At 63.3% G+C, this 24,549-nt stretch carries 25 protein-coding genes; 10 read left to right on the forward strand and 15 right to left on the reverse strand.

Annotation, left to right across the window (positions count from 1 at the left end; genetic code table 11):
* Nucleotides 1–41: 41 nt before the first annotated feature.
* The 4 genes from murJ to NKI39_RS01050 all read left to right on the forward strand — a co-directional run bounded on the left by murJ (nucleotide 42) and on the right by NKI39_RS01050 (nucleotide 4,383).
* Nucleotides 42–1,640: a murein biosynthesis integral membrane protein MurJ gene (murJ, locus tag NKI39_RS01035; protein ID WP_352767183.1), complete on the forward strand. Its 1,599-nt coding sequence runs from the start codon at nucleotides 42–44 to the stop codon at nucleotides 1,638–1,640.
* Between the two features lie 281 nt (nucleotides 1,641–1,921).
* Nucleotides 1,922–2,998, forward strand: a complete 1,077-nt coding sequence (gene trpS / locus NKI39_RS01040) for a tryptophan--tRNA ligase (RefSeq protein ID WP_352613827.1) — start codon at nucleotides 1,922–1,924, stop codon at nucleotides 2,996–2,998.
* Between the two features lie 185 nt (nucleotides 2,999–3,183).
* Complete coding sequence (locus NKI39_RS01045) at nucleotides 3,184–3,675, forward strand: universal stress protein (protein ID WP_023676385.1); 492 nt, start codon at nucleotides 3,184–3,186, stop codon at nucleotides 3,673–3,675.
* A gap of 138 nt (nucleotides 3,676–3,813) precedes the next feature.
* On the forward strand, nucleotides 3,814–4,383 hold the full coding sequence (locus tag NKI39_RS01050) for a NifU family protein (protein ID WP_352813787.1): 570 nt from the start codon (nucleotides 3,814–3,816) through the stop codon (nucleotides 4,381–4,383).
* A 110-nt stretch (nucleotides 4,384–4,493) separates the two neighbouring features.
* On the opposite strand, the gene NKI39_RS01055 is transcribed toward NKI39_RS01050, so the two are convergent.
* From NKI39_RS01055 to NKI39_RS01070, 4 genes are all read right to left on the reverse strand, one after another.
* On the reverse strand, nucleotides 4,494–5,111 hold the full coding sequence (locus NKI39_RS01055; protein WP_352830354.1) for a L,D-transpeptidase: 618 nt from the start codon (nucleotides 5,109–5,111) through the stop codon (nucleotides 4,494–4,496).
* 339 nt (nucleotides 5,112–5,450) lie between these two features.
* Nucleotides 5,451–5,576, reverse strand: coding sequence for a hypothetical protein (locus tag NKI39_RS01060; RefSeq protein WP_352448513.1), 126 nt, complete (start codon nucleotides 5,574–5,576; stop codon nucleotides 5,451–5,453).
* Complete coding sequence (locus tag NKI39_RS01065; RefSeq protein WP_352830357.1) at nucleotides 5,577–5,705, reverse strand: hypothetical protein; 129 nt, start codon at nucleotides 5,703–5,705, stop codon at nucleotides 5,577–5,579.
* Between the two features lie 160 nt (nucleotides 5,706–5,865).
* Nucleotides 5,866–6,192 carry a GYD domain-containing protein gene (locus tag NKI39_RS01070; protein WP_023676390.1) on the reverse strand — a complete coding sequence of 109 codons (327 nt, stop codon included), beginning with the start codon at nucleotides 6,190–6,192 and terminating at the stop codon, nucleotides 5,866–5,868.
* Nucleotides 6,193–6,344: 152 nt separating this feature from the next.
* Between NKI39_RS01070 and NKI39_RS01075 the strand changes: the two genes are divergently transcribed.
* Together NKI39_RS01075 and NKI39_RS01080 are read left to right on the forward strand one after the other, a co-directional pair.
* Nucleotides 6,345–6,644, forward strand: a complete 300-nt coding sequence (locus NKI39_RS01075) for a DUF1330 domain-containing protein (protein WP_023676391.1) — start codon at nucleotides 6,345–6,347, stop codon at nucleotides 6,642–6,644.
* Between the two features lie 1,196 nt (nucleotides 6,645–7,840).
* Nucleotides 7,841–8,341, forward strand: coding sequence for an MmcB family DNA repair protein (locus NKI39_RS01080; protein ID WP_352830602.1), 501 nt, complete (start codon nucleotides 7,841–7,843; stop codon nucleotides 8,339–8,341).
* An 89-nt stretch (nucleotides 8,342–8,430) separates the two neighbouring features.
* On the opposite strand, the gene NKI39_RS01085 is transcribed toward NKI39_RS01080, so the two are convergent.
* From NKI39_RS01085 to NKI39_RS01130, 10 genes are all read right to left on the reverse strand, one after another.
* Complete coding sequence (locus NKI39_RS01085) at nucleotides 8,431–8,730, reverse strand: hypothetical protein (RefSeq protein ID WP_352813783.1); 300 nt, start codon at nucleotides 8,728–8,730, stop codon at nucleotides 8,431–8,433.
* A gap of 24 nt (nucleotides 8,731–8,754) precedes the next feature.
* The gene (locus NKI39_RS01090; protein ID WP_352448516.1) at nucleotides 8,755–9,117 is read right to left on the reverse strand and encodes a nuclear transport factor 2 family protein; all 363 of its coding nucleotides are present in this window, start codon (nucleotides 9,115–9,117) and stop codon (nucleotides 8,755–8,757) included.
* Between the two features lie 85 nt (nucleotides 9,118–9,202).
* Nucleotides 9,203–9,676, reverse strand: a complete 474-nt coding sequence (locus tag NKI39_RS01095) for a carboxymuconolactone decarboxylase family protein (protein WP_352830360.1) — start codon at nucleotides 9,674–9,676, stop codon at nucleotides 9,203–9,205.
* A 111-nt stretch (nucleotides 9,677–9,787) separates the two neighbouring features.
* Complete coding sequence (locus tag NKI39_RS01100) at nucleotides 9,788–11,344, reverse strand: alpha/beta fold hydrolase (RefSeq protein ID WP_352830363.1); 1,557 nt, start codon at nucleotides 11,342–11,344, stop codon at nucleotides 9,788–9,790.
* Between the two features lie 105 nt (nucleotides 11,345–11,449).
* Nucleotides 11,450–11,758 (reverse strand): formate dehydrogenase subunit delta, encoded by a 309-nt coding sequence (locus NKI39_RS01105; protein ID WP_352469984.1) that lies wholly within the window; start codon nucleotides 11,756–11,758, stop codon nucleotides 11,450–11,452.
* A complete protein-coding gene (gene fdhD, locus NKI39_RS01110; protein ID WP_352540452.1) occupies nucleotides 11,748–12,578 on the reverse strand; it encodes a formate dehydrogenase accessory sulfurtransferase FdhD in 831 nt (276 codons plus the stop codon). The genes NKI39_RS01105 and fdhD overlap by 11 nt, the downstream gene beginning before the upstream one ends.
* Nucleotides 12,579–12,581: 3 nt before the next feature.
* The gene (fdhF, locus tag NKI39_RS01115) at nucleotides 12,582–15,494 is read right to left on the reverse strand and encodes a formate dehydrogenase subunit alpha (protein WP_352830365.1); all 2,913 of its coding nucleotides are present in this window, start codon (nucleotides 15,492–15,494) and stop codon (nucleotides 12,582–12,584) included.
* A 12-nt stretch (nucleotides 15,495–15,506) separates the two neighbouring features.
* Nucleotides 15,507–17,063: a formate dehydrogenase beta subunit gene (locus tag NKI39_RS01120; RefSeq protein WP_352613835.1), complete on the reverse strand. Its 1,557-nt coding sequence runs from the start codon at nucleotides 17,061–17,063 to the stop codon at nucleotides 15,507–15,509.
* Nucleotides 17,060–17,539, reverse strand: a complete 480-nt coding sequence (locus NKI39_RS01125; RefSeq protein ID WP_352813773.1) for a formate dehydrogenase subunit gamma — start codon at nucleotides 17,537–17,539, stop codon at nucleotides 17,060–17,062. The genes NKI39_RS01120 and NKI39_RS01125 overlap by 4 nt, the downstream gene beginning before the upstream one ends.
* Nucleotides 17,540–17,672: 133 nt before the next feature.
* Nucleotides 17,673–18,572, reverse strand: coding sequence for a LysR family transcriptional regulator (locus NKI39_RS01130; RefSeq protein ID WP_352470186.1), 900 nt, complete (start codon nucleotides 18,570–18,572; stop codon nucleotides 17,673–17,675).
* A gap of 194 nt (nucleotides 18,573–18,766) precedes the next feature.
* Between NKI39_RS01130 and NKI39_RS01135 the strand changes: the two genes are divergently transcribed.
* Both NKI39_RS01135 and NKI39_RS01140 read left to right on the forward strand, forming a co-directional pair.
* Complete coding sequence (locus NKI39_RS01135) at nucleotides 18,767–19,408, forward strand: DUF47 family protein (protein ID WP_352613837.1); 642 nt, start codon at nucleotides 18,767–18,769, stop codon at nucleotides 19,406–19,408.
* Nucleotides 19,408–20,415 carry an inorganic phosphate transporter gene (locus NKI39_RS01140; protein ID WP_352830367.1) on the forward strand — a complete coding sequence of 336 codons (1,008 nt, stop codon included), beginning with the start codon at nucleotides 19,408–19,410 and terminating at the stop codon, nucleotides 20,413–20,415. The genes NKI39_RS01135 and NKI39_RS01140 overlap by 1 nt, the downstream gene beginning before the upstream one ends.
* A 41-nt stretch (nucleotides 20,416–20,456) precedes the next feature.
* Here the strand turns inward: NKI39_RS01140 and NKI39_RS01145 are convergent, their stop codons facing one another.
* Nucleotides 20,457–20,834, reverse strand: coding sequence for a VOC family protein (locus NKI39_RS01145; RefSeq protein WP_352830370.1), 378 nt, complete (start codon nucleotides 20,832–20,834; stop codon nucleotides 20,457–20,459).
* A 194-nt stretch (nucleotides 20,835–21,028) separates the two neighbouring features.
* Between NKI39_RS01145 and NKI39_RS01150 the strand changes: the two genes are divergently transcribed.
* Nucleotides 21,029–22,213 carry an Mrp/NBP35 family ATP-binding protein gene (locus tag NKI39_RS01150; protein WP_352469992.1) on the forward strand — a complete coding sequence of 395 codons (1,185 nt, stop codon included), beginning with the start codon at nucleotides 21,029–21,031 and terminating at the stop codon, nucleotides 22,211–22,213.
* Between the two features lie 237 nt (nucleotides 22,214–22,450).
* Nucleotides 22,451–24,256, forward strand: coding sequence for an IlvD/Edd family dehydratase (locus tag NKI39_RS01155; RefSeq protein ID WP_352830372.1), 1,806 nt, complete (start codon nucleotides 22,451–22,453; stop codon nucleotides 24,254–24,256).
* Nucleotides 24,257–24,549 lie beyond the last annotated feature (293 nt).

Raw genomic sequence — 24,549 nt, forward strand, 5'->3', positions numbered from 1 at the left:
ACCTTCCATTTGCCCCAATCGCACAGGCAGTCTTCAAGCGCATGAGCCTTGTCAAGAAATTCGCCACGGTCGCTTCCGGCACGCTGATGAGCCGCGCCCTCGGTTTCGGCCGCGAGATGCTGATGGCTGCCGCACTCGGCACCGGGCCGATCGCCGACGCCTTCAACGCCGCCTTCCAGTTTCCCAACACCTTTCGCCGGCTGTTCGCCGAAGGCGCCTTCAATGCCGCCTTCGTGCCGCTGTTCGCCAAGGAGATCGAGACACACGGCACCGACGGCGCCAAGCGCTTTTCCGAAGAGGTGTTCGGCGTCTTGTTCACGGCGCTTCTGGCGCTGACCATCGCCATGGAACTGGCGATGCCGCTGATCGTGCGCTATCTGGTGGCGCCGGGCTTTGCCGACACGCCGGGAAAATTCGAGACGACGGTGGCGCTGGCGACCGTCATGTTCCCCTACCTGATCTGCATGTCGCTCGGCGCCATGATGGCCGGCATGCTGAATTCGCTGCGCCGCTATTTCGCCGCTGCGGTGGCGCCGGTGTTCCTCAACGTCATCCTTATCGCCGTGCTTGCCTATGCCTGGTACAAGGGTTCGGACGCCCGCACCGTTGGTTTCGGCCTGGCTTGGGGCGTGCTGGCGGCCGGCCTGGTGCAGCTGGCGATCGTCTGGGCGGCGGTGCGCCATGCCGGCATTTCGATCGGCTTCCGGCGGCCGAAGATGACGCCGAACGTCAAGCGGCTGCTGATCCTGGCGCTGCCGGCGGCGATCACCGGCGGCATCACCCAGATCAACCAGCTGATCGGCACGGCGATCGCATCGGCGCAGGACAGTGCGGTGTCGTCGCTGGCCTATGCCGACCGCGTCTACCAGCTGCCGCTGGGCGTCGTCGGCGTCGCTGTCGCCATCGTGCTGTTGCCGGAACTGTCGCGGGCGCTGAAATCGGGCAATCTGGTCGAGGCCGCCAATCTGCAGAACCGCTCGGTCGAGTTTACCCTTTTCATGACCTTGCCTGCGGCGGCCGCGCTGCTGGTCATGTCCGAGCCGATCGTGCGGCTGGTCTATGAGCGCGGCGCCTTTGCCGCCAACAATTCGACGCCGACGGTCGCGGCAATCCTGGCGATCTTCGGGCTCGGCCTGCCGGCCTTCGTGCTGATCAAGGCGTTCACCCCAGGCTATTTCGCTCGCGAGGACACGCGCACGCCGATGATTTTCGCCGCCATCTCGGTGGCGGTTAACATTACGACGGCACTGACGCTGTTTCCGACGATGGGCGCGCCCGGCATTGCCGTTGCCTCCGCTGTCGCCGGCTGGGTCAATGCGGCGATGCTGCTCGCCGTGCTGATCCGACGCGGCCATTGGGGCCGCGACGTGCCGCTCATGAAACGGATCCCGCGGCTGGTGCTGTCGGCGGCGGTGATGGCCGCGGCGCTCTATTTTGCCGAACACTGGTTCGCCGCAAGGCTCGCCTCCGGCTCGCCGCTGGTGATCAAGGCGGTAACGCTGCTAGCGCTCGTCGCCGGCGGGGCGCTGCTTTACTTCGTCACCGCCTTCGCCACCGGCGGTGCCGATTTCGGCATGATCCGCCGCAATATCGGGCGCAAGGGCTCCCAGCCGGTCAAGGAGCAATCTCCGGATCCGTGAGGGGGAAAATTCATCAGCGCCAATTTTGTTCTTGCTTTGTGCCGGCAGCTATGCTATTAATTTTGGTATGGTGCTAATTGGCTCCAACGACCCGCCCACCGAGGCGGGTTTTTGTTTCTGGTCGGCGCCATCCCTCAAACAGCCTTCTGTTCGGCCGACGTCAAAGCCTGCGCGCCCTGGCCAACGCCCCTCTTGATCGTCTCCTCGCTCTCGTCCATAAGCGCGCCGTCGCAAGACTTTCGCCGCGCGCGAAACGGCCCTCCACAAGCCAGGGAAACACCATGACCGATCAGCCCCCCTTCAAACCGCTCGTTTTTTCCGGCGTCCAGCCAACCGGCAATCTGCATCTCGGCAATTATCTCGGCGCCATCAAGAAATTCGTCGCCCTGCAGGACACCTCCGACTGTATCTATTGCGTCGTCGATCTGCATTCGCTGACCGCACAGCTCGTCTATGAGGATCTTCAGGACCAGACGCGTTCGATCACCGCGGCGTTTCTCGCCTCGGGCATCGACCCGAAAAAACACATCGTCTTCAACCAGTCGCGGGTGATGCAGCACGCCGAGCTTGCCTGGATCTTCAACTGCGTGGCGCGCATCGGTTGGATGAACCGCATGACGCAGTTCAAGGACAAGGCCGGCAAGGACCGCGAGAACGCCTCGCTCGGCCTGCTCGCCTATCCCTCCCTGATGGCCGCCGACATCCTCGTCTACCGCGCCACCCACGTGCCGGTCGGCGACGACCAGAAGCAGCATCTGGAGCTGACCCGCGACATCGCGCAGAAATTCAACAACGACTTTTCGGACCGCATCGCAGCGCTTGGCGTCGGCGTCGAAATGGAGGTCGGCGAAGAGACGGTGAACGGCTATTTCCCGCTGACCGAGCCGGTCATCGGCGGCCCGGCAGCGCGCATCATGTCGCTGCGCGACGGTTCGAAGAAGATGTCGAAATCCGATCCGTCGGACCTGTCGCGCATCAACCTGACCGACGATGCCGACGCCATCTCGAAGAAAATCCGCAAGGCCAAGACCGACCCGGAGGCTTTGCCCGGCGAACTGGACGGGCTTGCCGGCCGGCCGGAAGCGGAAAACCTCGTCGGCATCTATGCCGGCCTCGCCGAAATCTCGAAAGAGGCGGTGCTGAAGGAATATGGCGGCCAGCAGTTTTCGGTGTTCAAGCCGGCGCTGGCCGACCTTGCGGTGGAAAAGCTGGCGCCGATCGCCGGCGAGATGCGCCGCATCTCCGGCGACCGCGCCTATGTCGACGCGGTGCTGCGCGATGGCGGCGAGCGTGCCGGCACATTGGCCGAAGCGACCATGAAGACCGTGCGCGACATTATCGGCCTGCTGCAAGGCTAATGCATGTCGCGCAAAAGTGTGCAGCGGTTTTGCGATAACGACATGCATAAAACAGGAACCTGAAGCGCGTCGCTGGTCGAACGCATCGCGCTTTAAGCTGCACCAGCATTGCCACAGCCGCCGGTCGCTTGCGGGCGGGCTGTGGCGGTGGCAGATTGCGGCCGAAACCATCGAACAGGGTGAATATGGTCTCCAAACGCCTCAGCCGCGAAGTCGGTCATCGCCGCAAGTTCCTGGCGATCATCGACGATACGCCCGAATGCGAGCGCGCCGTCGCCTACGCCTCGAAGCGGGCGCAAAGCACGGGCGGCGTGCTGGTGCTGCTCTATGTCATCGAGCCGGATGATTTCCAGCACTGGCTGGGCGTCGAGAAGATCATGCGCGAGGAGGCGACCGCCACGGCGCGTGCCGCACTGGACAGCTACGCCAACAAGGTGCGCCAGAAGCTCGGCATCGAGCCGGAACTGGTGGTCCGCGAGGGCAAGCCTACCGAAGAGATCCACAAGCTGATCGAGGAAGACCAGGACATCGCCATTCTGGTGCTGGCGGCAGGCGCCGGCAAGGAAGGCCCAGGGCCGCTGGTCGGCGCGGTCGCCGGCAAGGGCGCCGCCTTTCCGATTCCCGTCACGGTGGTGCCGCAGAACCTGTCGGACGAGGAGATCGACAGCCTCGCCTGAGCGCGCCTCGCGCAAGGCAGGGGTAAAACATTCCGCCTGCCGCTACCGCCGGCGATGCCTTTCGCTTGAATGTCGGGCGGATAAAGCCTAATTAGAATTATTCCAAACTAGCTGCCCGAAACGGGCACGGAGACGGCCATGTTCATCCAGACCGAGTCGACGCCAAACCCGGCGACGCTGAAATTCCTGCCCGGCAAGGAAGTGCTGCATGAAGGCACCGCCGATTTCCGCGATGCCGATAGCGCCGCGACGGCTTCGCCGCTCGCCGGCCGGCTGTTCGAAATCCCCGGCGTCACCGGCGTCTTCTTCGGCTATGATTTCATCACCGTGACCAAGGACGGCCCCGACTGGCAGCATCTGAAGCCGGCTATCCTCGGCGCCATCATGGAGCATTTCATGTCCGGCGCGCCGGTGATGGCCAAGGCCGGCCCCGCCGCCGAGACCAGCCAGACCGGCGAATTCTACGACAAGGCCGACGAGGAGCTGGTCGTCACCATCAAGGAGCTGCTCGACACGCGGGTGCGCCCGGCGGTGGCCCAGGACGGCGGCGACATCACCTTCCGCGGCTTCGAGAACGGCACCGTGTTCCTGCACATGAAGGGCGCCTGCGCCGGCTGCCCGTCGTCGACCGCGACGCTGAAGCACGGCATCCAGAACCTACTCCGGCACTTTGTGCCGGAAGTGCAGCACGTCGAACAGGTCTCCTGACGCGACGTTCCATCGTCAACGTCGATAGACAACAAAAAACCGGGCCAAAGTGCCCGGTTTTCTGTTTGCGACGTCTGTGTTGTTGCCTAGACGGTCCGCGTATAAGGGTTTTATATCACAATGACCTTGGCGCCGACCGAGGTGCGGTCGTAGAGGTCGATAATGTCCTGGTTCATCAGCCGGATGCAGCCCGACGACATCGCCTTGCCGATCGAATTCCATTCCGGGCTGCCATGCAGGCGATAACCCATGTCGCCGCCCTTGTTGAACAGGTACATGGCGCGCGCGCCGAGCGGGTTCTTCAACCCCGGCTCCATGCCACCGGCAAACTTGGCCAACTCCGGCTGCCGCTTGATCATCTGCGAAGGCGGTGTCCAGCTCGGCCATTCGCGCTTCAGCGCGATATGGGCGGTGCCGTGCCATTCGAAACCCTCACGGCCGACGCCGATGCCGTAGCGCATCGCTTCGCCGTCGCCCATGACGAAGTAGAGGAACTTGTTCTGCGTATCGACGATGATGGTGCCCGGCTTTTCCCTGGTGTCGTAGTCGACGATCTGCCGGCGGTATTTGAACGGCACCTTTTCGATCGGAACGCGCGGCAGGTGATAGCCGGCGTCGGTCACCGCGCCGTAGTTGTTGGTGAAGATCTGCGAGCCGATGGTGCTGCAACCGGCGACAGCCGTCGACAGCGCCAGGGCCGCGACGATTGCAAGTGACTTCATGCGCATGAAAAGGTCCGATGCCTGCCCAAACAACAGCGGCTCGAGTCGGCCGCTTTTTTCATCTTCATTCATGCTGGCATTTGCTTTGCTTGCCAAGCGGGCGATGCCTATATCCTTGCGCTTGCATGCTGGTAAACCTGCGACTATGGCATTTCGGCAACAGCCCCCGCAGGATTATGTTGCAAAATCAATGGGGCCAGGAACAAGAACCCCGAGCCGAGGAAATCACTCATGGATGTCGGTGACGCTGCCGGGCGCTCTGGCCTGCGGCCAAGATCATCCGTCGCAACGAGGAGATCGGCCTGAGACGCGGCCGCCGCAAGGGAAAGTCCAGACAGGCCGGGTTTAATAAAGGACGCCGCGAAGCACGGTCCAGGCCAGAAGCCCGAACGTGCCGATCACCACCAATGCACCAAGGACCGTACCGATCTTTTCAGGCAATCCATCGGGGCGACCAGGATCGTTGGCCATTCAACTATCGATCATGACGTAGGGCGCACCAAACACGGCAACGATAATTGCCCCAAGCACCGCCCAGCCTCTGATGGCCGAGCGGATTTCCTCCGGCGTCGCCGATTTCCGGTCGTCATCTTCCGTCATCTAATGCTCCTCGTAAAACACCGTAGCCGACATTGAAAGCGCAAGCTGCCGGCGCTGCCAAGAGCCGCAGTGGACTCTTTTGCGCAAAAGTTTAGGAACGTGCGCCGTCCGAGAGCAAGCGTTCCCCAGCCTTCGACACTCCGCAAAGCGCGGGCGGCGGTCACGATCCCGGCGGGCGGTACCGGATCGACTTCGCTTTGCCAAGCGCGTCCATCGTCTCTTCGACACTTAACAGGACGGTGGTCTGGTACGAGCTGAGCGCGCCTCCCGCACCGATGGCCAGCATGACGGATGCCATCGACACGTTGTCCGGCGCCTCCCATAGGTTCCAGCCATCGTACTCTCCGAAGGCATACCAGAACCCGTGCAGCTTTCCGCCGACCGACTCGATGTAGGAACGGGCAGCCTCGCGTCTATCCTCGGGATTATCCATCAAGCGCGCCCAGGTTTCGGGCCTGTAGCTGAATCGCGTGAGATACATCGGCATGGTTCGTCTCCTCCCAGAGCTGCCCCCACCAAGACAGTTAAGCGCCCCAATCCGGGAGAACGCGAGTCGTTTCCGAGGCGTAGTACCGCTGGCTTAGTTGCGGGGCCGCTAATAGACCTGTTTCAATGTTTTTTTTTCCGGGAGTAAGGTCAATGGCCGCATATCTCATTGCTGATGTCGACATAACCGACGCCGCCGTTTTCGAGGAATACCGCCGGGACGTGCCGGCAACCGAAGCCCGCTACGGGGGGAGGTATATCGCTCGCGGCGGAGCCACCAAAGTTCTGGAGGGCGATTGGGAACCTCATCGCCTCGTCATTGTCGAATTCCCGGACATGGCGTCCCTCCTGGCATGGTACGACTCTCCAGAATACGGCCGCCTCAAAACCATCCGCGAACGCTGCGCAAAGACGAGAATCATTGCCCTGGAGGGCATGATGCCGGTTAGCTGAGGGCCGGGTCGATGACAATGGCAAGTCTGAGTTGCCATATCTGGTGCGGCCCGGCGACGGGACAGGAGCATTCTGATATGAATCAGCAAGCTTTAGACTTGCGGGCGGGAAATGACGGCCAATGATGGGAGGATGACGCCGGAAGCACTCATTGAACGGGACCTGCAAATCAATATGACCCAACACCCGATCGGCAGGCGGTGTTACAGCGTGACCTAGGGTTGTGTCATGGCGTTGAAAATGCCGGCGCCAACTATCGCACATAAGGCTGCGGCCCCAAGCCCTCCCACAATGATGCACCACCAGGCGCGGCCATTTCCCCGAAGCACGGGATTCATTTTTATCATCCGTCGCGCCAGAAGCCCTTGGTAGAGTGCATAAGAAGACCCGAAACCGGCTAGCCAAATAACAGAAAATACGACGCCCCGCGTGAGCATCCTGTTGAGCCTGGTCTGCTCGACCGTCAAACTTGCATTCTCAGTAACCATGCTTCGCCACCTTGTTGATTATGCTGCGACCACTATCGGGCCTGCAGCGGTGAATATTAGATCAACCGCGACGCCTCGCGAAAACATAGCTCCCCTCACCAGTAGGAAACGCATTCATAACGCGAGCGGCCCGCCTTGTGGCCTTTATCGTTTCTCAAAAGGCAATTATGCACTTTACAAACAGGAAGGCCTGAAGACGCGGGTAGGCCCTTCTTCGGGCTTGATCACCAGCACAACGTTTTCTGGGTTTTGCCAAGGCAACAACATCACGTAGGCCGCAAAATCGTCTTCAGGGAAATGGTTGAAGCCACCACCGGCTACAAACATTTGCGGGTGCTTGCTGCCGCCAAAGCTATCCTCGACGCTGTTAAGTTGTTGGAAGGGGGCGCGCTCTGCCAGCCATTCCTGTATGCTCTCGAAGAGAATGGGCAGGCCGTTCGGGCTCGATAGATCTTCAGCAGAAGACGTACAAGCGCCACGCCGCTCACGACGCTCATTGTGACTCAGCCTTGCCTAACGGGCCTTCTTGCCCGTCTCCAGCCGTTCGAAAGCAGCTTCGTTGTGGAAGTGTGGCTCGAAAAGGACACTCATAACCCGGATTCCTACTGTGGATTCAAGGTATCATGCACATCGCCGTGTTTGTAAAGTGGGTAATCGCCCATCAAAACCAGGGTTCAAACCGTGAACAAAATCTGGCATGGTGCCGCCATGCCGATCATCTCACCTCTACCCCTCAATCCGCTCATCGACGGCCGCCAGTCGGAGCGCGCCATGTTGGTCAGGCGTGGCGTGCAGCGGCTGCTCAGGCAGATGGGCGCGCATGTCTTGCCCGAACTGTCGCTGGCCACCGGCCGGCGCGCCGATCTCGTCGCGCTGACCCGCCAGGGCGACATCTGGATCATCGAAATCAAATCCTCGATCGAGGATTTCAGGGTCGACCGCAAATGGCCTGACTACCGGCTGCATTCCGACCGCTTCTTCTTCGCCACCCATCCCGGCGTGCCTTCGGAAATTTTTCCGCAGGAGTGCGGGTTCATTCTCTCCGACGGCTACGGTGCCGAGATTTTGCGCGATGCGCCCGAGCACCGCATGGCAGCGGCGACGCGCAAGGCGCTGATGCTGCGGATCGCACGCGCCGGTGCGTCGCGGCTGCTCGCGGCCGAGCTTGCCGGCGTGTCGGTGCCGGCGCTGGAAGGCGAGAGCGAGTAGAGCTCTCCTGCAGACGTCGCGCTGCCCCTCATCCGGCTGCCGCCACCTTCTCCCCGTAAGTGACGGGGAGAAGGGAGTAAGCCGGACTGCTATTCCACGATGCGGTAGATGTTCCACAGGCTGGTGCCCCACACGAGGTAGGGCTCCATCTCCTTGCGCCATTTAGCGTGCGCATCGATCTTGCCAATGTTGGCGAAGAAGGCCTCCAATTGGGCGAGGCTTTCGACCTGCTGGTGGGACTTGATCGTCGCTTCCCGCGCGCCGATCGATCCGGTCATGATCTGGAACTTGAGGTCGTCGACACCGACCAGCGAGCCGATCTCGCGTTCCCATTCTTTAACAGTTCGAGCACGGTCTGCTTGTGGCCGAACTTGGCGTCGATCTGCCATCTGGCACTGAACATCGCCGCCTCCTTATTCGTCCCAGGCCTGCACGACGGTCTGCCGTGCGATCTGGCCGTTCTTCAGCTCCAGCATCGCCGCGCAGAATACCTTGGTCCCGTCCGGATAGGAGCAGGCCTGGGTGAAGGCGAGGTTGTTGCCGTCGGCAATGGTGGTGTCGACCTTGTGGGTCATCGCCCGACTGCAAATGTCGTCCCAGAATGTAGTGATCGCAGCGCGCCCGCGGATTTCGCGCGGCTTGCTCGGCGGGTTGTTGCGGTCGATCACCCGCACCAATGCGTCGTCGGCATAGAAGCTCGCCAGCAATTTTCCATCACGGCCCTCAATCGCCTTCTTGATCGCAGCGCCGTCTATCGTCTGTGTCTTGGTCAGCATTTTTTCCTCCATAGGCCCGTTTTCTCGGATCGGGTGGTTGCTTGATCAGCCACTGCCCGGCGCTCGCCGCCGGGCAGTGGCTTCTTCACTGTGACTTCGCCTTGACGGCCGAGAACACCTCGTCGGACTGCTTCTTGAAAGTGGCGAGATCGACCTGGCTGCCGTTGAGCATCGTCGACCAGTGGCGCACGATCGCCGCCATCGCCACCGCCTCCTTGATCTCCTCGTCGCTGGCGCCATTGAGCTTGGTCGCCTGCGTGTGGAAATAGATGCAGTACTGGCAGGGGATCTGCGAGGCGACGGCGAGGCCCATCAATTCCTTGGTCTTGCCGTCGAGCGCGGTGTTCGGGTTGAGCTGCACGCCCTTGATCTCGGCCCAGGCGCCGGCAACGGCGACATCCGGCAGCGTCTTGAACATGTCCGGTACCGAGCCGAGCGTTGCCTGGATGTCCTTGTAGGCAGCCGTCGCCGAGGCGTCTTCGGCCTTGGCAGGAACGATCGCCAACAGCGCGCCAACGCCTGCCGCCAGCACCAGTGATTTGAGTGTCGACTTCAGCATTTTATTCCTCCCTTCGCAGCGCCTTTCCCGGCGATATCCGCCTGGCCTGCATGGGACGAAGTGATAGCGCTTACGCATGCCCGGCCGCTTCGCCCGAAAGCGCCATGGCTGCTATGGCCCGTGCGGGCCAGCATGCCGGGCCGAGAACGCCGCCGCCGCCGCCCGCGACGGCAGGTCCAGCTTGAGCAGAATATTGGCGACGTGACGCTTGACGGTGTGTTCGCTCAGCCCGAGTTCGGCGGCGATCGCGGCATTGCTCTTGCCATCGGCGATGAGGTTCACCACCTCGCTTTCGCGCGCCGTCAGTGCGGCCGGCTCGGCAGCAGCCTTGGCCTTCGGCCGGCAGGCTGGCTCCAGATGCTGTTCCGAGGTCGCCTGCACCAGCGCCAGCGGTTCATCCAGCTCGTCAAGCGCGATGCGCCCGGCGTCATTGAAATGAAGGCCTGAACCGGCGGCGAGGTCGGCGACCAGCCGCGAAGCGAGGATGTCGCCGCGCCCGGCATGCGCGGCAAGCTGCATCGTCACGCGCGCCGTCAACCCCGTCGGCGGCCCACGCAACTCGACCTCGCCGACATGCACGCCCTGCGCGCTGGCGACGCCGATCTCCTGCGCCGCGTCGCGCAGCGTCGCCGCGCAGCGTACGGCCCGCGCCGGGCCGTCGAAACGCGCCATCATCAGCTCGCCATGCGTGCCGGCCGGGCGGCCGCCATGGCGCCCGACCGTAAGCCGCCATGTTCCCTGAAAACGCTGGCTGCGCTCGCTCCACATGCGGTCGCCAAGCCGCGCCGTGTCGTAGATCCGGGTGACCAGCAGTGCAGCCAGCACGCGCTCGGCCTCGGCAACGGCGCGCGCTCCGGTCAGGAATTCCTCGATCAGATCGGCCACCCGGTCGATATCGCCGGTCCAGATCGGGTGGTCGCGCCCGGCCACCTCGACCAGCCGCGAATTCGGGATCTTCCTTGCCAGGAAGCGGCTGGCCTCCGGGTCGACGCGCGCATCGTTGCGGCGATGGATGAGCAGCGTCGGTGCGCTGATCGCCGCCAGCACGCCGCGCACGTCGATAGCCGCATTCATGCGGGCTAGGGCGATTGCCGCGGTCGGGCTCGCCGACAGCCGCTCGAAGCGCGCCCACCATGTGGCGAAACGCGGATCGTCGACACGGCCGGGCGCGAAATGCGGCAGGGTGGCGCCGGTGCCCCATGCGGTCTCCGCCGTCGCGATGAACGCCTCAAGGCGTTCCGGCGGCATCACCCATTTGTGGAAATGCGCATAGCCGCCATAAAGCGCCAGCGCCCGCGTCCGCTCCGGGTAGGTGGCGGCGAACAGCATTGCCATCGGCGCGCCTTCCGAAGCGCCGAGCAAGGCGGCGCGGCCGCTGCCGGTCGCATCCATCACCGCGCGTACATCGTCCATGCGGGTTTCGAGGCTGGGCAGGTGGTGGACATCGACGCGGTCGGACAGGCCGGTGCCGCGCTTGTCGAACAGGATCAGCCGTGAGAACGCGGAAAGCCGCTTCAACAGCCGGGTGTAGCCCTCGTCTTCCCAGTGCAGGTCGAGATTGGAAATGAAACCCGGCACGAAGACGAGGTCGAGCGATCCCTGGCCGACCACCTGATAGGCGATCCGCACGTCGCCACTGAGCGCGTATCGAGTTTCGATCGGCCTCACGAGTTGTCCGCCCGACCCGACGATTTCTTATCGCCGGATCATAGCAGAGGCGCGCGGCCTGCGGCAGATGAAACTTCAGAGAGTGTGAATGTGGGCCCGCGGCGCCTACTTCTGTGACGCGGCGGCAGTCTCGGTGTTCGCTCCGCCGACGCTGAAACCTGCGCCCTCCGGCGCGCCCGGCCGCTTGATGTGTGGCGCGGCCGCGACGACAAGCTCGTTGAACCCCTCGCCACCGCTGTCCAGCATCTCGAACAATTGCCGGCGCATCCTCGGCTCCCAGAATTTGTTGATGTGCTCGGCGACGCCGGCAATGCCTTGCTCGCGCGGCTTTGAGTGGAAAAAGGCGGCAATCTGGTTGGCCATGCGAACCAGCTTTTCGCTGGTGCTCATGAGGTGGCCTTCGTCATGCGACATGCTTGGCAACTCCGGAAACCACGCGGTCAGGATGGGTGAAAATATCGAAATCGTCGCCGCGCACCAGCGCCACCAGCGTCATGCCGGAATCGTCCGCGGTGCGGATGGCAAGTGCGGTCGGCGCCGAGACGGCAATGATGACGGCCGAGCCGATCGCCGCGGTCTTCTGCACCATCTCGACCGAAACGCGCGACGTGACGACGACGGCCCCCGACCTGCCGTCGATACCGGCTTTGGCCAGCGCGCCAGCCAGCTTGTCCAGCGCGTTATGGCGGCCGACATCCTCGCGCGCCATGACGATGCCCTTGCCGGGAAGGTAAAAACCGGCGGCGTGGACGGCACCGGTCTCGGCGTGCAGCGGCTGCAGCTTCGACAAAAGCTTGACCGAGCGGACGATGTCATTGGCCTGAAGTGTAAGTTGCGACGCACCGACCGGGTTTACCGAGCGCATCGCCTCCTCGATCGATTCGATGCCGCACAGCCCGCAGCCGACCGGGCCGGCCAGGCGTCTGCGACGCGCTTCGAAGCGGGTGTTGGCCTGGTCCTTCAGCCGGATCTGGATATCGATGCCGGCGCCGTGATCCTCGACCTCGATCGCTTCGATTTCGTCCGGCGAGGCAATGATGCCTTCGGTCAGCGAGAAGCCGAGCGCGAAATCCTCGAAATCAGCCGGGCTTGCCATCATCACCGCATGCGTGGTGCCGGCAAAGGAGAACGCCACCGGCGTCTCTTCCGGCACCATGCGGTTGGCGGCCGCAGTGCCGCCGGCGCGGCGCGCGAGACGCGAGATCTGCGCAATGGCTTTGCGGCGCGCGGTCAAGGACTACTCCGCCGCTTCCAACTTCGCGATGCGGCGGCTTTGCTTTGCCTGCTCGTCATAGTCGCGCTGCCATTCCGACGGGCCGTTGGATGCACCCACCTGCACCGCGGTCACCTTGTATTCCGGGCAGTTGGTCGCCCAGTCGGAGAAGTCGGTGGTGATGACGTTAGCCTGGGTGTCGGGATGGTGGAAGGTCGTATAGACGACGCCCGGCGACACCCGCTCGGTGATCAGCGCGCGCAGCGTCGTCTCGCCCGAGCGGCTGGTCAGCCGCACCCAGTCGCCATCGCGCAGGCCGCGATTTTCGGCATCGTGCGGATGGATCTCCAGCCGGTCCTCGCTATGCCAGACCACGTTGTCGGTGCGCCGGGTCTGCGCGCCGACATTGTATTGCGACAGGATGCGGCCGGTGGTCAGCAGCAGCGGGAAGCGCGGTCCGGTCCTTTCGTCGGTCGCGACATATTCGGTGCGGATGAACTTGCCCTTGCCGCGCACGAAGCCGCCGATATGCATGATCGGCGTGCCTTCCGGCGACTTCTCGTTGCAGGGCCACTGCACCGAGCCCACCCGGTCGAGAAGGTCGAAGGAAACGCCGGCGAAACTTGGTGTTGTCTTGGCGATCTCGTCCATGATCTGGGACGGATGCGTGTAGTTCCAGCCGAGGCCGAGCGCCTTGGCGAGCTCCTGCGTCGCTTCCCAGTCGGCATAGCCGCATTTCGGCTCCATTACCTTGCGCACCATGTTGATGCGGCGCTCGGCATTGGTGAAGGTGCCGTCCTTCTCGAGGAACGTCGAGCCGGGCAGGAACACATGCGCGTAGTTGGCCGTCTCGTTGAGGAAGAGGTCGTGCACGACGACGCATTCCATCGCGGCGAGACCGGCGGCGACATGCTTGGTGTCGGGGTCCGACTGCAGGATGTCCTCGCCCTGCACATAGAGCCCCTTGAACGAGCCGTCGACGGCCGCATCCAGCATATTGGGGATGCGCAGGCCGGGCTCGTCGTCGAGCTTGACGCCCCACAGGCTCTCATAGATGGCGCGCACCGCGTCGCCTGAAATGTGGCGATAGCCGGGAAGCTCGTGCGGGAACGAGCCCATGTCGCAGGAGCCCTGCACATTGTTCTGGCCGCGCAGCGGGTTCACGCCGACGCCCGGCCGGCCGATATTGCCGGTCGCCATGGCGAGGTTGGCAATGGCGATGACGGTGGTCGAGCCCTGGCTGTGCTCGGTCACGCCGAGGCCGTAATAGATCGCGCCGTTGCCGCCGCGAGCATAGAGCCGCGCCGCGCCGCGTATGTCGTCGGGATCGACATTTGCAAGCTGGCCGACCACTTCCGGGCTGTTTTCCGGCAGCGCCACGAACGATGCCCAGTCCTGGAACTCGTCCCAGTCGCAGCGCTCGCGGATGAAGGCCTCGTCGAACAGGCCCTCGGTGACGATGACATGGGCAAGTGCGGTCAGCATGGCGACGTTGGTGCCCGGCTTCAGCGGCAGATGGAACTGCGCCTCGACGTGGGCCGAGCGCACGATGTCGGTGCGGCGCGGATCGAGCACGATCAGCTTGGCGCCCTCGCGCATGCGCTTCTTCATGCGCGAGGCGAACACCGGATGCGCATCGGTCGGATTGGCGCCGATCAGCAGGATCACGTCCGTCTGCTCGATCGAATCGAAGTCCTGCGTGCCGGCGGAGGTGCCGAAGGTCTGGCCGAGGCCATAGCCGGTCGGCGAATGGCAGACACGGGCGCAGGTATCGACATTGTTGTTGCGGAAGCCCTGCCGGACCAGCTTCTGGACGAGGTAGGTCTCCTCGTTGGTGCAGCGCGACGAGGTGATGCCGCCGATCGAGGTGCGGCCGTACTGGTACTGGATGCGGCGGAATTCGTTGGCGGTATGGGTGAGCGCCTCTTCCCACGACACTTCGCGCCAGGGATCACTGACCTTCTCGCGGATCATTGGCTTCAGGATCCGGTCCTTGTGCGTCGCATAGCCATAGGCGAAGCGGCCCTTGACGCAGGAGTGGCCGTGGTTGGCCTTGCCTGCCTTGTAGGGCATCATGCGGATGACCTCGTCGCCCTTGACCTCGGCCTTGAACGAGCAGCCGACGCCGCAATAGGCGCAGGTGGTGACGGTCGAGCGCTCGGGTAGGCCTTTCGCCAGCACGGTCTTTTCCCTCAGCGCATCGGTCGGGCAGGCCTGCACGCAGGCCCCGCACGACACGCATTCGGAATCGACGAACGCCTCGTGCATGCCGGCCGAGACCCTGGATTCGAAGCCGCGGCCCTCGATGGTCAGCGCGAACGTGCCCTGCACCTCCTCGCAGGCGCGCACGCAGCGCGAGCAGACGATGCACTGCGTCGGATCATAGGTGAAATACGGGTTCGATTCGTCGCGGGCGATGTAATCGATGGTCAGCGAGCCATGGCCGGGCGCCACGCCGTTTTGCTGCTTGACGTGGTTGCGGCCGTCCACGCCATAGCGGTTCTCGGTCAGGCCGACCGTCGTGACGACCTTGTCGAACTCGCTGGCGCCGGTGCCGGCCTTCTCGCCCCACGCCGCCGGGTGGTCGGAGACGTAGAGTTCCATCACGCCGCGGCGAATGGCGTTCAGCCGATCGGTCTGCGTATGCACGACCATGCCTTCGCCGACCGGCGTAGTGCATGAAGCCGGCGTGCCGCCGCGCCCGTCGATCTCGACGAGGCAGACCCGGCAGGAGCCGAACGAGTCCAGCATGTCGGTGGCGCAGAGTTTCGGGATTTCGACGCCGGCTTCCATCGATGCGCGCATGATCGAGGTCCCCGCCGGCACTGTTATCGACTTGCCGTCGACCGTCAGCGTCACTTGCTGCTCGGCTTCAGAGGCAGGTGTGCCGTAGTCGATTTCCTGGACCAGCGATTTGATGTCGAATGCCGCGTTCATGGCTGTCCGCTCCTATTCCGCTGCTTCGGCGACCGGCGTCGGCCGAAAGTCGTCCGGGAAATGGTTGAGTGCACTCATCACTGGATATGGGGTGAAGCCGCCGAGAGCGCAAAGCGAGCCGAACTTCATTGTGTTGCAAAGGTCGGTGACCAGCGCGATCTGCTTTTCCGGTTCGACGTTCTGGGCGAGCCTGTCCAGCACCTCGACACCGCGAGTCGAGCCGATGCGGCACGGCGTGCACTTGCCGCAGCTCTCGATGGCGCAGAATTCCATGGCAAAGCGTGCCTGCTTCAGCATGTCGGCGCTGTCGTCGAAAACGACGATGCCGGCATGGCCGATCAGCCCGTCCTTGGCGGCAAACGCTTCGTAGTCGAACGGCGTGTCGAACAGCGCGCGCGGGAAGTAGGCGCCGAGCGGGCCACCCACCTGCACCGCTTTGACCGGGCGTCCCGTCGCCGTGCCGCCGCCGATATCGTCGACGATCTCGCCCAGCGTCATGCCGAACGCCGCCTCGTAGAGACCGGGATACTTGACGTTGCCGGCAATCTGGATCGGGATGGTGCCGCGTGAACGGCCCATGCCGAAATCCTTGTAGAAGGCAGCGCCCTTGTCCATGATCACCGGCACCGAGGCCAGCGAGATGACGTTGTTGATCACCGTCGGCTTGCCGAACAGGCCCTTGTGCGCCGGCAGCGGCGGCTTGGCCCGCACCTGCCCGCGCTTGCCTTCGAGGCTGTCGAGCAGCGCGGTCTCCTCGCCGCAGACATAGGCGCCGGCGCCGACCCGCACTTCCATGTCGAATGAATTGGCCGAGCCGAGCACATTGACGCCGAGCACGCCGGCCTTGCGGGCGATCTCGACGGCCTTCTGCATCACCGCCACCGCATGCGGATATTCCGAGCGGATATAGATGAAGCCCTTGGTCGCGCCGGTGGCGATGCCGGCGATCGCCATGCCTTCGATCAGCACGAAGGGGTCGCCTTCCATGATCATGCGGTCGGCGAACGTGCCGGAATCGCCTTCATCGGCATTGCAGACGATGTATTTGCGGTCGGCCGACGTATCGAGCACAGTTTTCCATTTGATGCCGGTCGGGAAGCCGGCGCCGCCGCGACCGCGCAGCCCGGACTCGGTCACCTGCTTGACGACCTCGGCCGGCGTCATCGCCACTGCATTCTGCAGGCCCTTCAGCCCGCCATGCGCCTTGTAGTGGTCGAGCGACAGCGGATCGGTGACGCCGCAGCGCGCAAAGGTCAGCCGTGTCTGCCTTGCTAGGAACGGGATCTTGTCCGGTGCGCCCAGCCAGCGCTTGTGGTGGCCCCCGGTGAGGAAGCCGCAGTCGAACAGGCTTTTGACGTCGGATGGCTTCACCGGCCCGTAGGCGACGCGGCCAGTGGCTGTCGCAACCTCGACCATAGGCTCGAGGAAATAGGCGCCGCGCGAGCCGTTGCGCACGATCTTGGCCTCGATGCCGCGCTCGGCCAATTCCGCACGAACCGCCTTGGCAACCTTTTCCGCACCGAGCGCCAGCGCGCCGGAATCGCCGGGAATATAGATACGCGGGATCATGAGCGCACCTCGGCAACGATCTCGTTGAGCTTTTCGTCGTCGAGCCGCCCGATCACCTCCCCGTCCAGCATTGCCGACGGCGAGCAGGCGCAAAGGCCGAGGCAATAGACCGGCTCCAGTGTCACCGAACCGTCGCGGGTTGTCTCGTGGAAACCGATGCCCAGCAATGATTTGAGCTTGGCGGCAATCGCATCCGAGCCCAACGACTGGCAGGCTTCCGCCTGGCAGAGCTTCAGCACATGGCGGCCGGCGGGCTGGCTGCGGTAATCGTGATAGAAGGTGACGACGCCATGAACCTCGGCCCTGGAGATGTTCAGCACCTCGGCGATGATCGGCAGTGCGTCCTGCGGCACATAACCGAACTCTTCCTGTATGCCGTGCAGGATCGGCAACAGCGGGCCTTCGAGGCCTTTCAGCTCGTGGATGATCGCCGCCGTGCGCGATGCGATCTCGGTACTTGCTAGCTGCATCGTCATGCAGCGCCCTCCCTGGTCGTGGCGGTATTCCGCTAAGTGGTTAGGAAATCAGAGGAAACCCGCTAAATCAATAAAGCCGATCCGTTGCTCGATAGAAATTTTCTATCGTTCGCGTTCACCAGCATTGTCTAGCCTAGCGGCGGCCGTGGAAATCGTCCGCCAGCGCCATTGCCTCGTCCAACAGCGCCGAGACCAGCGGCGTGTGCGGTTCGCGCCGCGCCGCCACCAGCCCGACCGTGTGGCTGGCATCCGGCTCGACGATCGGGATCGCCCGGATCGGCTCGGAAAAACCGAAGGTTTCCGCAAGGTTAAGCGGCATGATCGACGACCATTTGCCGGTGCGGATATGCGAAAACAGCACGATCATCGAGTTGGATTCCAATGTCGGCCGCACCTGCACGCCGGCTTCGGCCAGATGCTGGTCGATGATGCGGCGGTTCTGCATGTCCGGCGTCAGCAGGCAGAGCGGCAGCTGGCTGAGTTCCGCCCATGTCACTTTGTCGCGGTCGAAATAGGGGTTCCCGACCGCGGTGATCAGCTGATAGCGCTCGTCATAGAGCGGCACGCTAGTGACGCGTCCGAGCGGCTCGTTGTCGAGATAGGTGATGCCGGCGTCGATGTCGAAATTGCCGAGCAGCGATAGCACCTCGATCGAGGTGCGCGACAGCACCGAGAAGGTGACGCCGGGATGCTTTGCCCGAAACGGCGTCGTCAGTCGCGCCACCATGGCCAGCGCCGTCGGGATCGCGGCGATGCGGATGCGCCCCGACAGGCCGTGGCGCGCCGCCCGCATCTCCTCGCGCATGGTCCTGCTATCGCCGACGATGCGGCGCGCCCACACCAACACCTGCTTGCCTTCCGGCGTCAATCCCTGGAAGCGCGAGCCGCGCAGCACCAGCATCACGCCGAGCTGGCCTTCCAGCTGCTTGATGCCGGCCGAAAGCGTCGGTTGGGTGACGCCGCACACCTCCGCCGCCCGGCCGAAATGTTCTTCCCTGGCAAGTGCTATGAAGAATTCCAGCTTATCGATCATGCCGTCGGGAGCCTGTCACGGACGCTGTGTCCGATTGTAGCGCGCAACGTCGTGGAAATCGTCTTCGGCCGCAAGCCGCGTGTGTAAATCGTCCGCATCCACATCTTTCAGCCGGCTTACTGTTTCCGGCGATGGAATGCGGCGCTATGTGGATGAGACGGGGTCGTGGACTGGACACGACGGGAGTACCGAACATGCTGGGCTGGTTCCGCAAGCTTTTGCCGCGCGAAGATCGCTTCTTCGACCTGTTCGAGCGGCATTCCCGCACCGTGGTCGGTGGCGCCGAGGCACTGCAGCAGCTTTTGCAGGGCAACGACATCGACCGCTGGTGTCAGACGATCATCGATCTCGAGAACGAAGCCGATCAGATCACCGCGGAAGTGCTGCTGGCCGTGCGCCGCTCCTTCATCACGCCCTTCGACCGCGGCGACATCAAGGACCTGATCCAGTCGATGGATGATGCCATCGATATGATGCACAAAACCGTCAAGACGGTAAGGCTGTTCGAGAAGAAGGAATTCGACCCGCTGATGCAGGAAATGGGAGGTGTCATCGTCGAGGCCGCCAAGTTGGTGGCCGAGGCGATCCCGCTGCTCGGCAAGGTCGGGGCGCATACGGTGCGCCTCAACGCCATCGCCGAGGAGGTCATGCGCGCCGAAGGCCGGGCCGACGACCTGCACGAGCAGGGCCTGAAGGACCTGTTCAAGCGGCACGGCCGCAGCGATCCGATGGCCTATCTGATCGGCAGCGAGATTTACGGCCAGCTGGAAAAGGTGGTCGATCGCTTCGAGGACGTCGCCAACGAAATCAGCGGCATCGTCATCGAGAACGTATAGTGTCAGAAGCCGCAATAGCCTTTCCCGTGCTGGTCGGCCTTGTCGTCGTCGCGCTGTTCTTCGATTTCCTCAACGGCCTGCACGATGCCGCCAACTCCATCGCCACCATCGTCTCCACCCGGGTGCTGCGGCCGCACTATGCGGTGTTCTGGGCGGCCTTCTTCAATTTCATCGCCTTCATGTTCTTCGGTCTTCACGTAGCGGAGACGCTCGGAACCGGCATCATCGACGCCAGCATCGTCACGCCGGCAGTAATCTTCGCAGCACTTGTCGGCGCCATCGTCTGGAATGTCGTCACCTGGCTCGTCGGAATCCCGTCCAGTAGCTCGCACGCTCTGATCGGCGGTTTGGTCGGCGCCGGCGTTGCCAAGGCAGGCACCGGTGCCATCGTCTGGGCCGGGTTGGGCAAGACGACGGCGGCCATCGTGCTGTCGCCGGCGGCAGGCTTTCTGCTGGCGCTTGTCTTGATCCTCGCGGTCTCGTGGCTGTTCGTGCGGCAGACGCCGTTCGCCGTCGACAGCGCCTTCCGCGTCATGCAGTTCTTTTCCGCCTCGCTCTATTCGCTCGGCCATGGCGGCAACGACGCGCAGAAGACCATGGGCATCATCGCCGTGCTGCTCTATTCGCAAGGCATGCTCGGCGCGAATTTTTACGTGCCGCTGTGGGTCGTCATCACCTGTCAGTCGGCGCTGGCGCTGGGCACGTTGCTCGGCGGCTGGCGCATCGTCCACACCATGGGCTCGAAGATCACCCGGCTGAACCCGATGCAGGGTTTCTGCGCCGAGACCGGCGGAGCGATCACCCTGTTCGCCGCCACCTGGCTCGGTATTCCGGTATCGACCACGCACACGATCACCGGCGCTATCATCGGCGTCGGCGCCGCCCGCCGCGTCTCCGCCGTTCGCTGGGGCATTGCCGGCAACATCGTGGCCGCATGGATCGTCACCTTGCCGGCAACCGCGGCGATCGCGGCTCTCACCTACTTCGCGGTCGGTCTGGCAAGGTGATGTGAGCATCATGGCGCCTGGAGCCGCCTCTGGCGCGGCGACTACCGGTCCACAAGATTCAGGATGTTGCCGTCCGGATCCCTGAACCATGCGACCTTCATGCCGTGACCGACATGGATGTCACCCTCAAGCGTCAGCCCGGGCATGTCGTAATGCTCGAAGGTCACGCCATTCGATTTCAATGCCTCAACGATCTTGCCGAGTTCGTCGCCGACCGTCCATGTCACAGCCGTCGCCTTGTTGGTCCCAGCGAAGTTCGAACGGTAGACGTTGATGCTGGTGTCGCCGCTTTTATAGACGATCAGTTCGCCACCTTCATTGTGCACCTCTTTCAGGCCAAGGACCCCTTCGTAGAATGCCCTGGCCTTGGCCAGGTCCTTCACGGCGAGATTGGCCGTCGCGTTGCTGTTTGCGAGCATGATTCGTCTCCTTCCCTGGCTGTCATTCCATGCTCATGAAATAGGCTGCGCTGACGATTTGGCGACGGCTGCTCCCACTGGAAATGCCGTCATATGCTCGCTGCCTCCCCGATACGCCGCTGCAATTGGTGGTCCATCGCTTGGTTCTGTTCCGGAACTGCATTATCTGGAGCGGAAAAGTAGAGGAAAAACTCATGCCCGCCGCCAATGAAAACGTGACCAAGGAAATCGTTATCGAGCGCCTGAAGACGGTCAATGGGCCGGATTTCACCGGCAATATCGTCGACCTCGGCCTGGTTTCCGAGATTTTCATTGCCGATGCCAAGGTGTTCTTTTCGATAACCGTTCCCGCTGCCCGTGCCCAGGAGATGGAACCGCTGCGTGCGGCGGCCGAACGTGTCGTCAAGGCGATCCCCGGTGTTGCCGGCGCCGTGGTCGCGCTGACGGCGGAAAAGAAGGGCGGCGGCATGGAGGCGCCGGTTCCGCAAAGACCGGCTCAGAGGCCCGCTCCGCCGGCCGCACCTGCGCGTCCCACGCCGCAGGCGCCCGCCTCGCACAGCCAGGGCAAGCGCGGCGTACCCGGCATCGAAGCGATCATCGCCGTCGCTTCCGGCAAGGGCGGCGTCGGCAAGTCGACCACCGCCGTCAATATCGCCCTTGGGCTTGCCGCCAACGGGCTGCGGGTCGGGGTGCTCGATGCCGACATTTATGGCCCTTCCATGCCGCGTCTGCTCAACATTCGTGGCAGGCCGCAGACCGTCGACGGCAAGATCCTGAAGCCGATGCAGAATTATGGCCTCAAGGTCATGTCGATGGGCTTCCTCGTCGATGAGGAGACGCCGATGATCTGGCGCGGGCCGATGGTGATGTCGGCATTGACGCAGATGCTGCGCGAGGTCGAATGGGGACCGCTTGATGTGCTCGTCGTCGACATGCCGCCCGGCACCGGTGACGCCCAGCTGACCATGGCCCAACAGGTGCCGCTGGCCGGCGCCGTCATCGTCTCGACGCCACAGGACCTGGCCCTGATCGATGCGCGCAAAGGCCTCAACATGTTCAGAAAGGTCGACGTGCCGCTATTGGGTATCGTCGAAAACATGAGCTATTTTCTCGCCCCCGATACGGGAAAACGCTACGACATCTTCGGCCATGGCGGCGCCCGCCGCGAGGCCGAGCGTCTCGGCGTCACCTTCCTTGGCGAAGTGCCGCTCGAGATGGGCATCCGCGAAAGCTCCGATGCCGGCACGCCGGTGGTGGTCTCCAAGCCGGATGGCGCTGAGGCGAAAATCTATCGCGACATCGCCGCCAAGGTCTGGGACCGCGTCAATGAAGAGCGCGGCGCGGCCGAGGCTGCAGTGCCGAGCATCGTGTTCGAGTGATGCGGATGTCCCTCCCCAAGTGGGCCCCTTGAGGGGGAGGGTGGCCGGAAGGGTCAGGTAGGGTCCGCGGCGACGCGCTCCAACTCTCCGGGATAGCGGGCTGACAAACCACGATCCCGTCTGGCGCGGAGGCAGATGTATGTCTTTCGTACCAAAGAGCGGATTCGGATGGCGCGTGCCCCTTGCCTGCTCCCGCGCGTTGTCATATCGATTTGTCATACAAATACGGAGACCACGATGGCAGGCGCCCCCACCCACAAGAAGAAATTTCGCTCGCAGGAGTGGTTCGACAATCCCGACAATCCGGGCATGACGGCACTCTATCTGGAGCGCTACCTGAATTACGGGCTGACGCGGGCCGAACTGATGTCCGGCAAGCCGCTGATCGGCATCGCCCAGACCGGCTCGGACCTGTCGCCCTGCAACCGCCATCACATCGAACTGGCCAAGCGCGTGCGCGAAGGCATCGTCTCGATGGGTGGCATCCCTTTCGAGTTCCCTTGCCACCCGATCCAGGAGACCGGCAAGCGGCCGACTGCTGCACTTGACCGCAACCTTGCCTATCTCAGCCTGGTAGAGGTGCTCTACGGCTATCCGCTCGACGGCGTAGTGCTCACCATCGGCTGCGACAAGACGACGCCAGCCATGCTGATGGCCGCGGCCACCGTCAACATTCCGGCTATCGCGCTTTCGGTCGGCCCGATGCTCAACGGCTGGCACAAGGGCAAGCGCACCGGCTCCGGCACCATCGTCTGGGAATCGCGCCAGCGCCTGTCGGCCGGCGAGATTGGCTATGACGAGTTCATGGATATCGTTGCCTCCTCGGCGCCGTCGACCGGCTATTGCAACACGATGGGTACCGCCACCACGATGAATTCGCTGGCCGAGGCGCTCGGCATGCAATTGCCGGGCTCGGCCGCTATCCCCGCCCCCTATCGCGAGCGCGGCCAGATCGCCTACGAGACCGGAAAGCGCATGGTCGACATGGTGCATGAGGATCTGAAGCCGTCCGACATTATGACCCGTAAGGCCTTCGAGAACGCCATCGTCGTCAACTCGGCGATCGGCGGCTCGACCAACGCGCCGATCCACCTCAACGCCATCGCCCGCCATCTCGGCGTGCCGCTCGACAATGACGATTGGCAGAAGGTCGGCCTCAACATACCGCTCATCGTCAATCTGCAGCCGACGGGCGAATATCTCGGCGAGGACTATCACCATGCCGGCGGCGTGCCGGCCGTGGTCGCCGAACTGATGAAGGGCGGCCTGCTGCCCTATCCGGAAGCCATGACAGCTAATGGCAAGACCATCGGTGACAATTGCAGGGGCGCCGTCAACGAGAACCTCGACGTCATCCGCACGGTTGCCGAGCCGCTGAAAGCCAATGCCGGCTTCATCAATCTCAAGGGCAATCTGTTCGATTCGGCGATCATGAAGACCAGTGGCATCTCGCCCGAGTTCCGCGAGCGCTATCTGTCGAACCCGAAGGACCCCGAAGCCTTCGAGGGCAACGCCATGGTGTTCGACGGGCCCGAGGATTACCACGCCCGCATCGACGATCCGGCACAAGGCATCGACGAGCACACCATCCTGTTCATGCGCGGCGCCGGCCCGATCGGCTATCCGGGCGGCGCCGAAGTCGTCAACATGCAGCCGCCGGCCTATCTGATCAAAAAGGGCATCCACGCGCTGGCCTGTATCGGCGACGGCCGCCAGTCGGGCACGTCGGGTTCGCCCTCGATCCTCAACGCCTCGCCGGAAGCCGCCATCGGCGGCGGGCTGGCGCTGCTGAAGACCGGTGACCGCGTCCGCGTCGATCTGCGCAAGGGCACCGCCGATATCCTCGTCAGCGACGACGAGATCACGCGGCGGCGCACCGAACTGCAGAACAATGGCGGCTATCACTATCCCAAGCACCAGACGCCGTGGCAGGAGATCCAGCGCGGCATGGTCGACCAGTTTTCCGAAGGCATGGTGCTGAAGCCGGCGGTAAAATACCAGGATGTGGCTCATACAAGCGGGGTGCCGAGGGACAATCACTGACCAGGGTCCGTCGCATGAGCCAGCCGCCGGTGCAGGCAATTTGCCGAGGTCAGCGCCAGGAGGGGTAGGGGTGGGGTCACATCGCAGAGCGAAAGCCTCGGCTTTCCACCTGCGATAGCCTGCCGCTAATGGGCAGAAATGCCCGGCACAGGGTTGGACGCGGTCATTTGTCAACAGCGATTGCTCCCGCGAGAACGGCAATGCTTGACAAGCGAGCGCGACAAATCCACGATCATCGCAAGGGGTTAATCGCGACGACCCCGTGAGGCGTCAGCCCAATGTTCGCGTCCAAG

It is taken from the genome of Mesorhizobium sp. M0664 (assembly GCF_040320565.1).
In the GTDB taxonomy this organism is placed as follows: Bacteria; Pseudomonadota; Alphaproteobacteria; order Rhizobiales; family Rhizobiaceae; genus Mesorhizobium.

Coding starts and splice junctions, on each gene's coding strand:
- murJ (WP_352767183.1), top strand. CDS start 42: ATGAGCCTTGTCAAGAAATTCGCCACGGTCGCTTCCGGCACGCTGATG.
- trpS (WP_352613827.1), top strand. CDS start 1,922: ATGACCGATCAGCCCCCCTTCAAACCGCTCGTTTTTTCCGGCGTCCAG.
- NKI39_RS01045 (WP_023676385.1), top strand. CDS start 3,184: ATGGTCTCCAAACGCCTCAGCCGCGAAGTCGGTCATCGCCGCAAGTTC.
- NKI39_RS01050 (WP_352813787.1), top strand. CDS start 3,814: ATGTTCATCCAGACCGAGTCGACGCCAAACCCGGCGACGCTGAAATTC.
- NKI39_RS01055 (WP_352830354.1), bottom strand. CDS start 5,111: ATGCGCATGAAGTCACTTGCAATCGTCGCGGCCCTGGCGCTGTCGACG.
- NKI39_RS01060 (WP_352448513.1), bottom strand. CDS start 5,576: ATGGCCAACGATCCTGGTCGCCCCGATGGATTGCCTGAAAAGATCGGT.
- NKI39_RS01065 (WP_352830357.1), bottom strand. CDS start 5,705: ATGACGGAAGATGACGACCGGAAATCGGCGACGCCGGAGGAAATCCGC.
- NKI39_RS01070 (WP_023676390.1), bottom strand. CDS start 6,192: ATGCCGATGTATCTCACGCGATTCAGCTACAGGCCCGAAACCTGGGCG.
- NKI39_RS01075 (WP_023676391.1), top strand. CDS start 6,345: ATGGCCGCATATCTCATTGCTGATGTCGACATAACCGACGCCGCCGTT.
- NKI39_RS01080 (WP_352830602.1), top strand. CDS start 7,841: ATGCCGATCATCTCACCTCTACCCCTCAATCCGCTCATCGACGGCCGC.
- NKI39_RS01085 (WP_352813783.1), bottom strand. CDS start 8,730: ATGGCAGATCGACGCCAAGTTCGGCCACAAGCAGACCGTGCTCGAACT.
- NKI39_RS01090 (WP_352448516.1), bottom strand. CDS start 9,117: ATGCTGACCAAGACACAGACGATAGACGGCGCTGCGATCAAGAAGGCG.
- NKI39_RS01095 (WP_352830360.1), bottom strand. CDS start 9,676: ATGCTGAAGTCGACACTCAAATCACTGGTGCTGGCGGCAGGCGTTGGC.
- NKI39_RS01105 (WP_352469984.1), bottom strand. CDS start 11,758: ATGTCGCATGACGAAGGCCACCTCATGAGCACCAGCGAAAAGCTGGTT.
- fdhF (WP_352830365.1), bottom strand. CDS start 15,494: ATGAACGCGGCATTCGACATCAAATCGCTGGTCCAGGAAATCGACTAC.
- NKI39_RS01120 (WP_352613835.1), bottom strand. CDS start 17,063: ATGATCCCGCGTATCTATATTCCCGGCGATTCCGGCGCGCTGGCGCTC.
- NKI39_RS01125 (WP_352813773.1), bottom strand. CDS start 17,539: ATGACGATGCAGCTAGCAAGTACCGAGATCGCATCGCGCACGGCGGCG.
- NKI39_RS01130 (WP_352470186.1), bottom strand. CDS start 18,572: ATGATCGATAAGCTGGAATTCTTCATAGCACTTGCCAGGGAAGAACAT.
- NKI39_RS01135 (WP_352613837.1), top strand. CDS start 18,767: ATGCTGGGCTGGTTCCGCAAGCTTTTGCCGCGCGAAGATCGCTTCTTC.
- NKI39_RS01145 (WP_352830370.1), bottom strand. CDS start 20,834: ATGCTCGCAAACAGCAACGCGACGGCCAATCTCGCCGTGAAGGACCTG.
- NKI39_RS01150 (WP_352469992.1), top strand. CDS start 21,029: ATGCCCGCCGCCAATGAAAACGTGACCAAGGAAATCGTTATCGAGCGC.
- NKI39_RS01155 (WP_352830372.1), top strand. CDS start 22,451: ATGGCAGGCGCCCCCACCCACAAGAAGAAATTTCGCTCGCAGGAGTGG.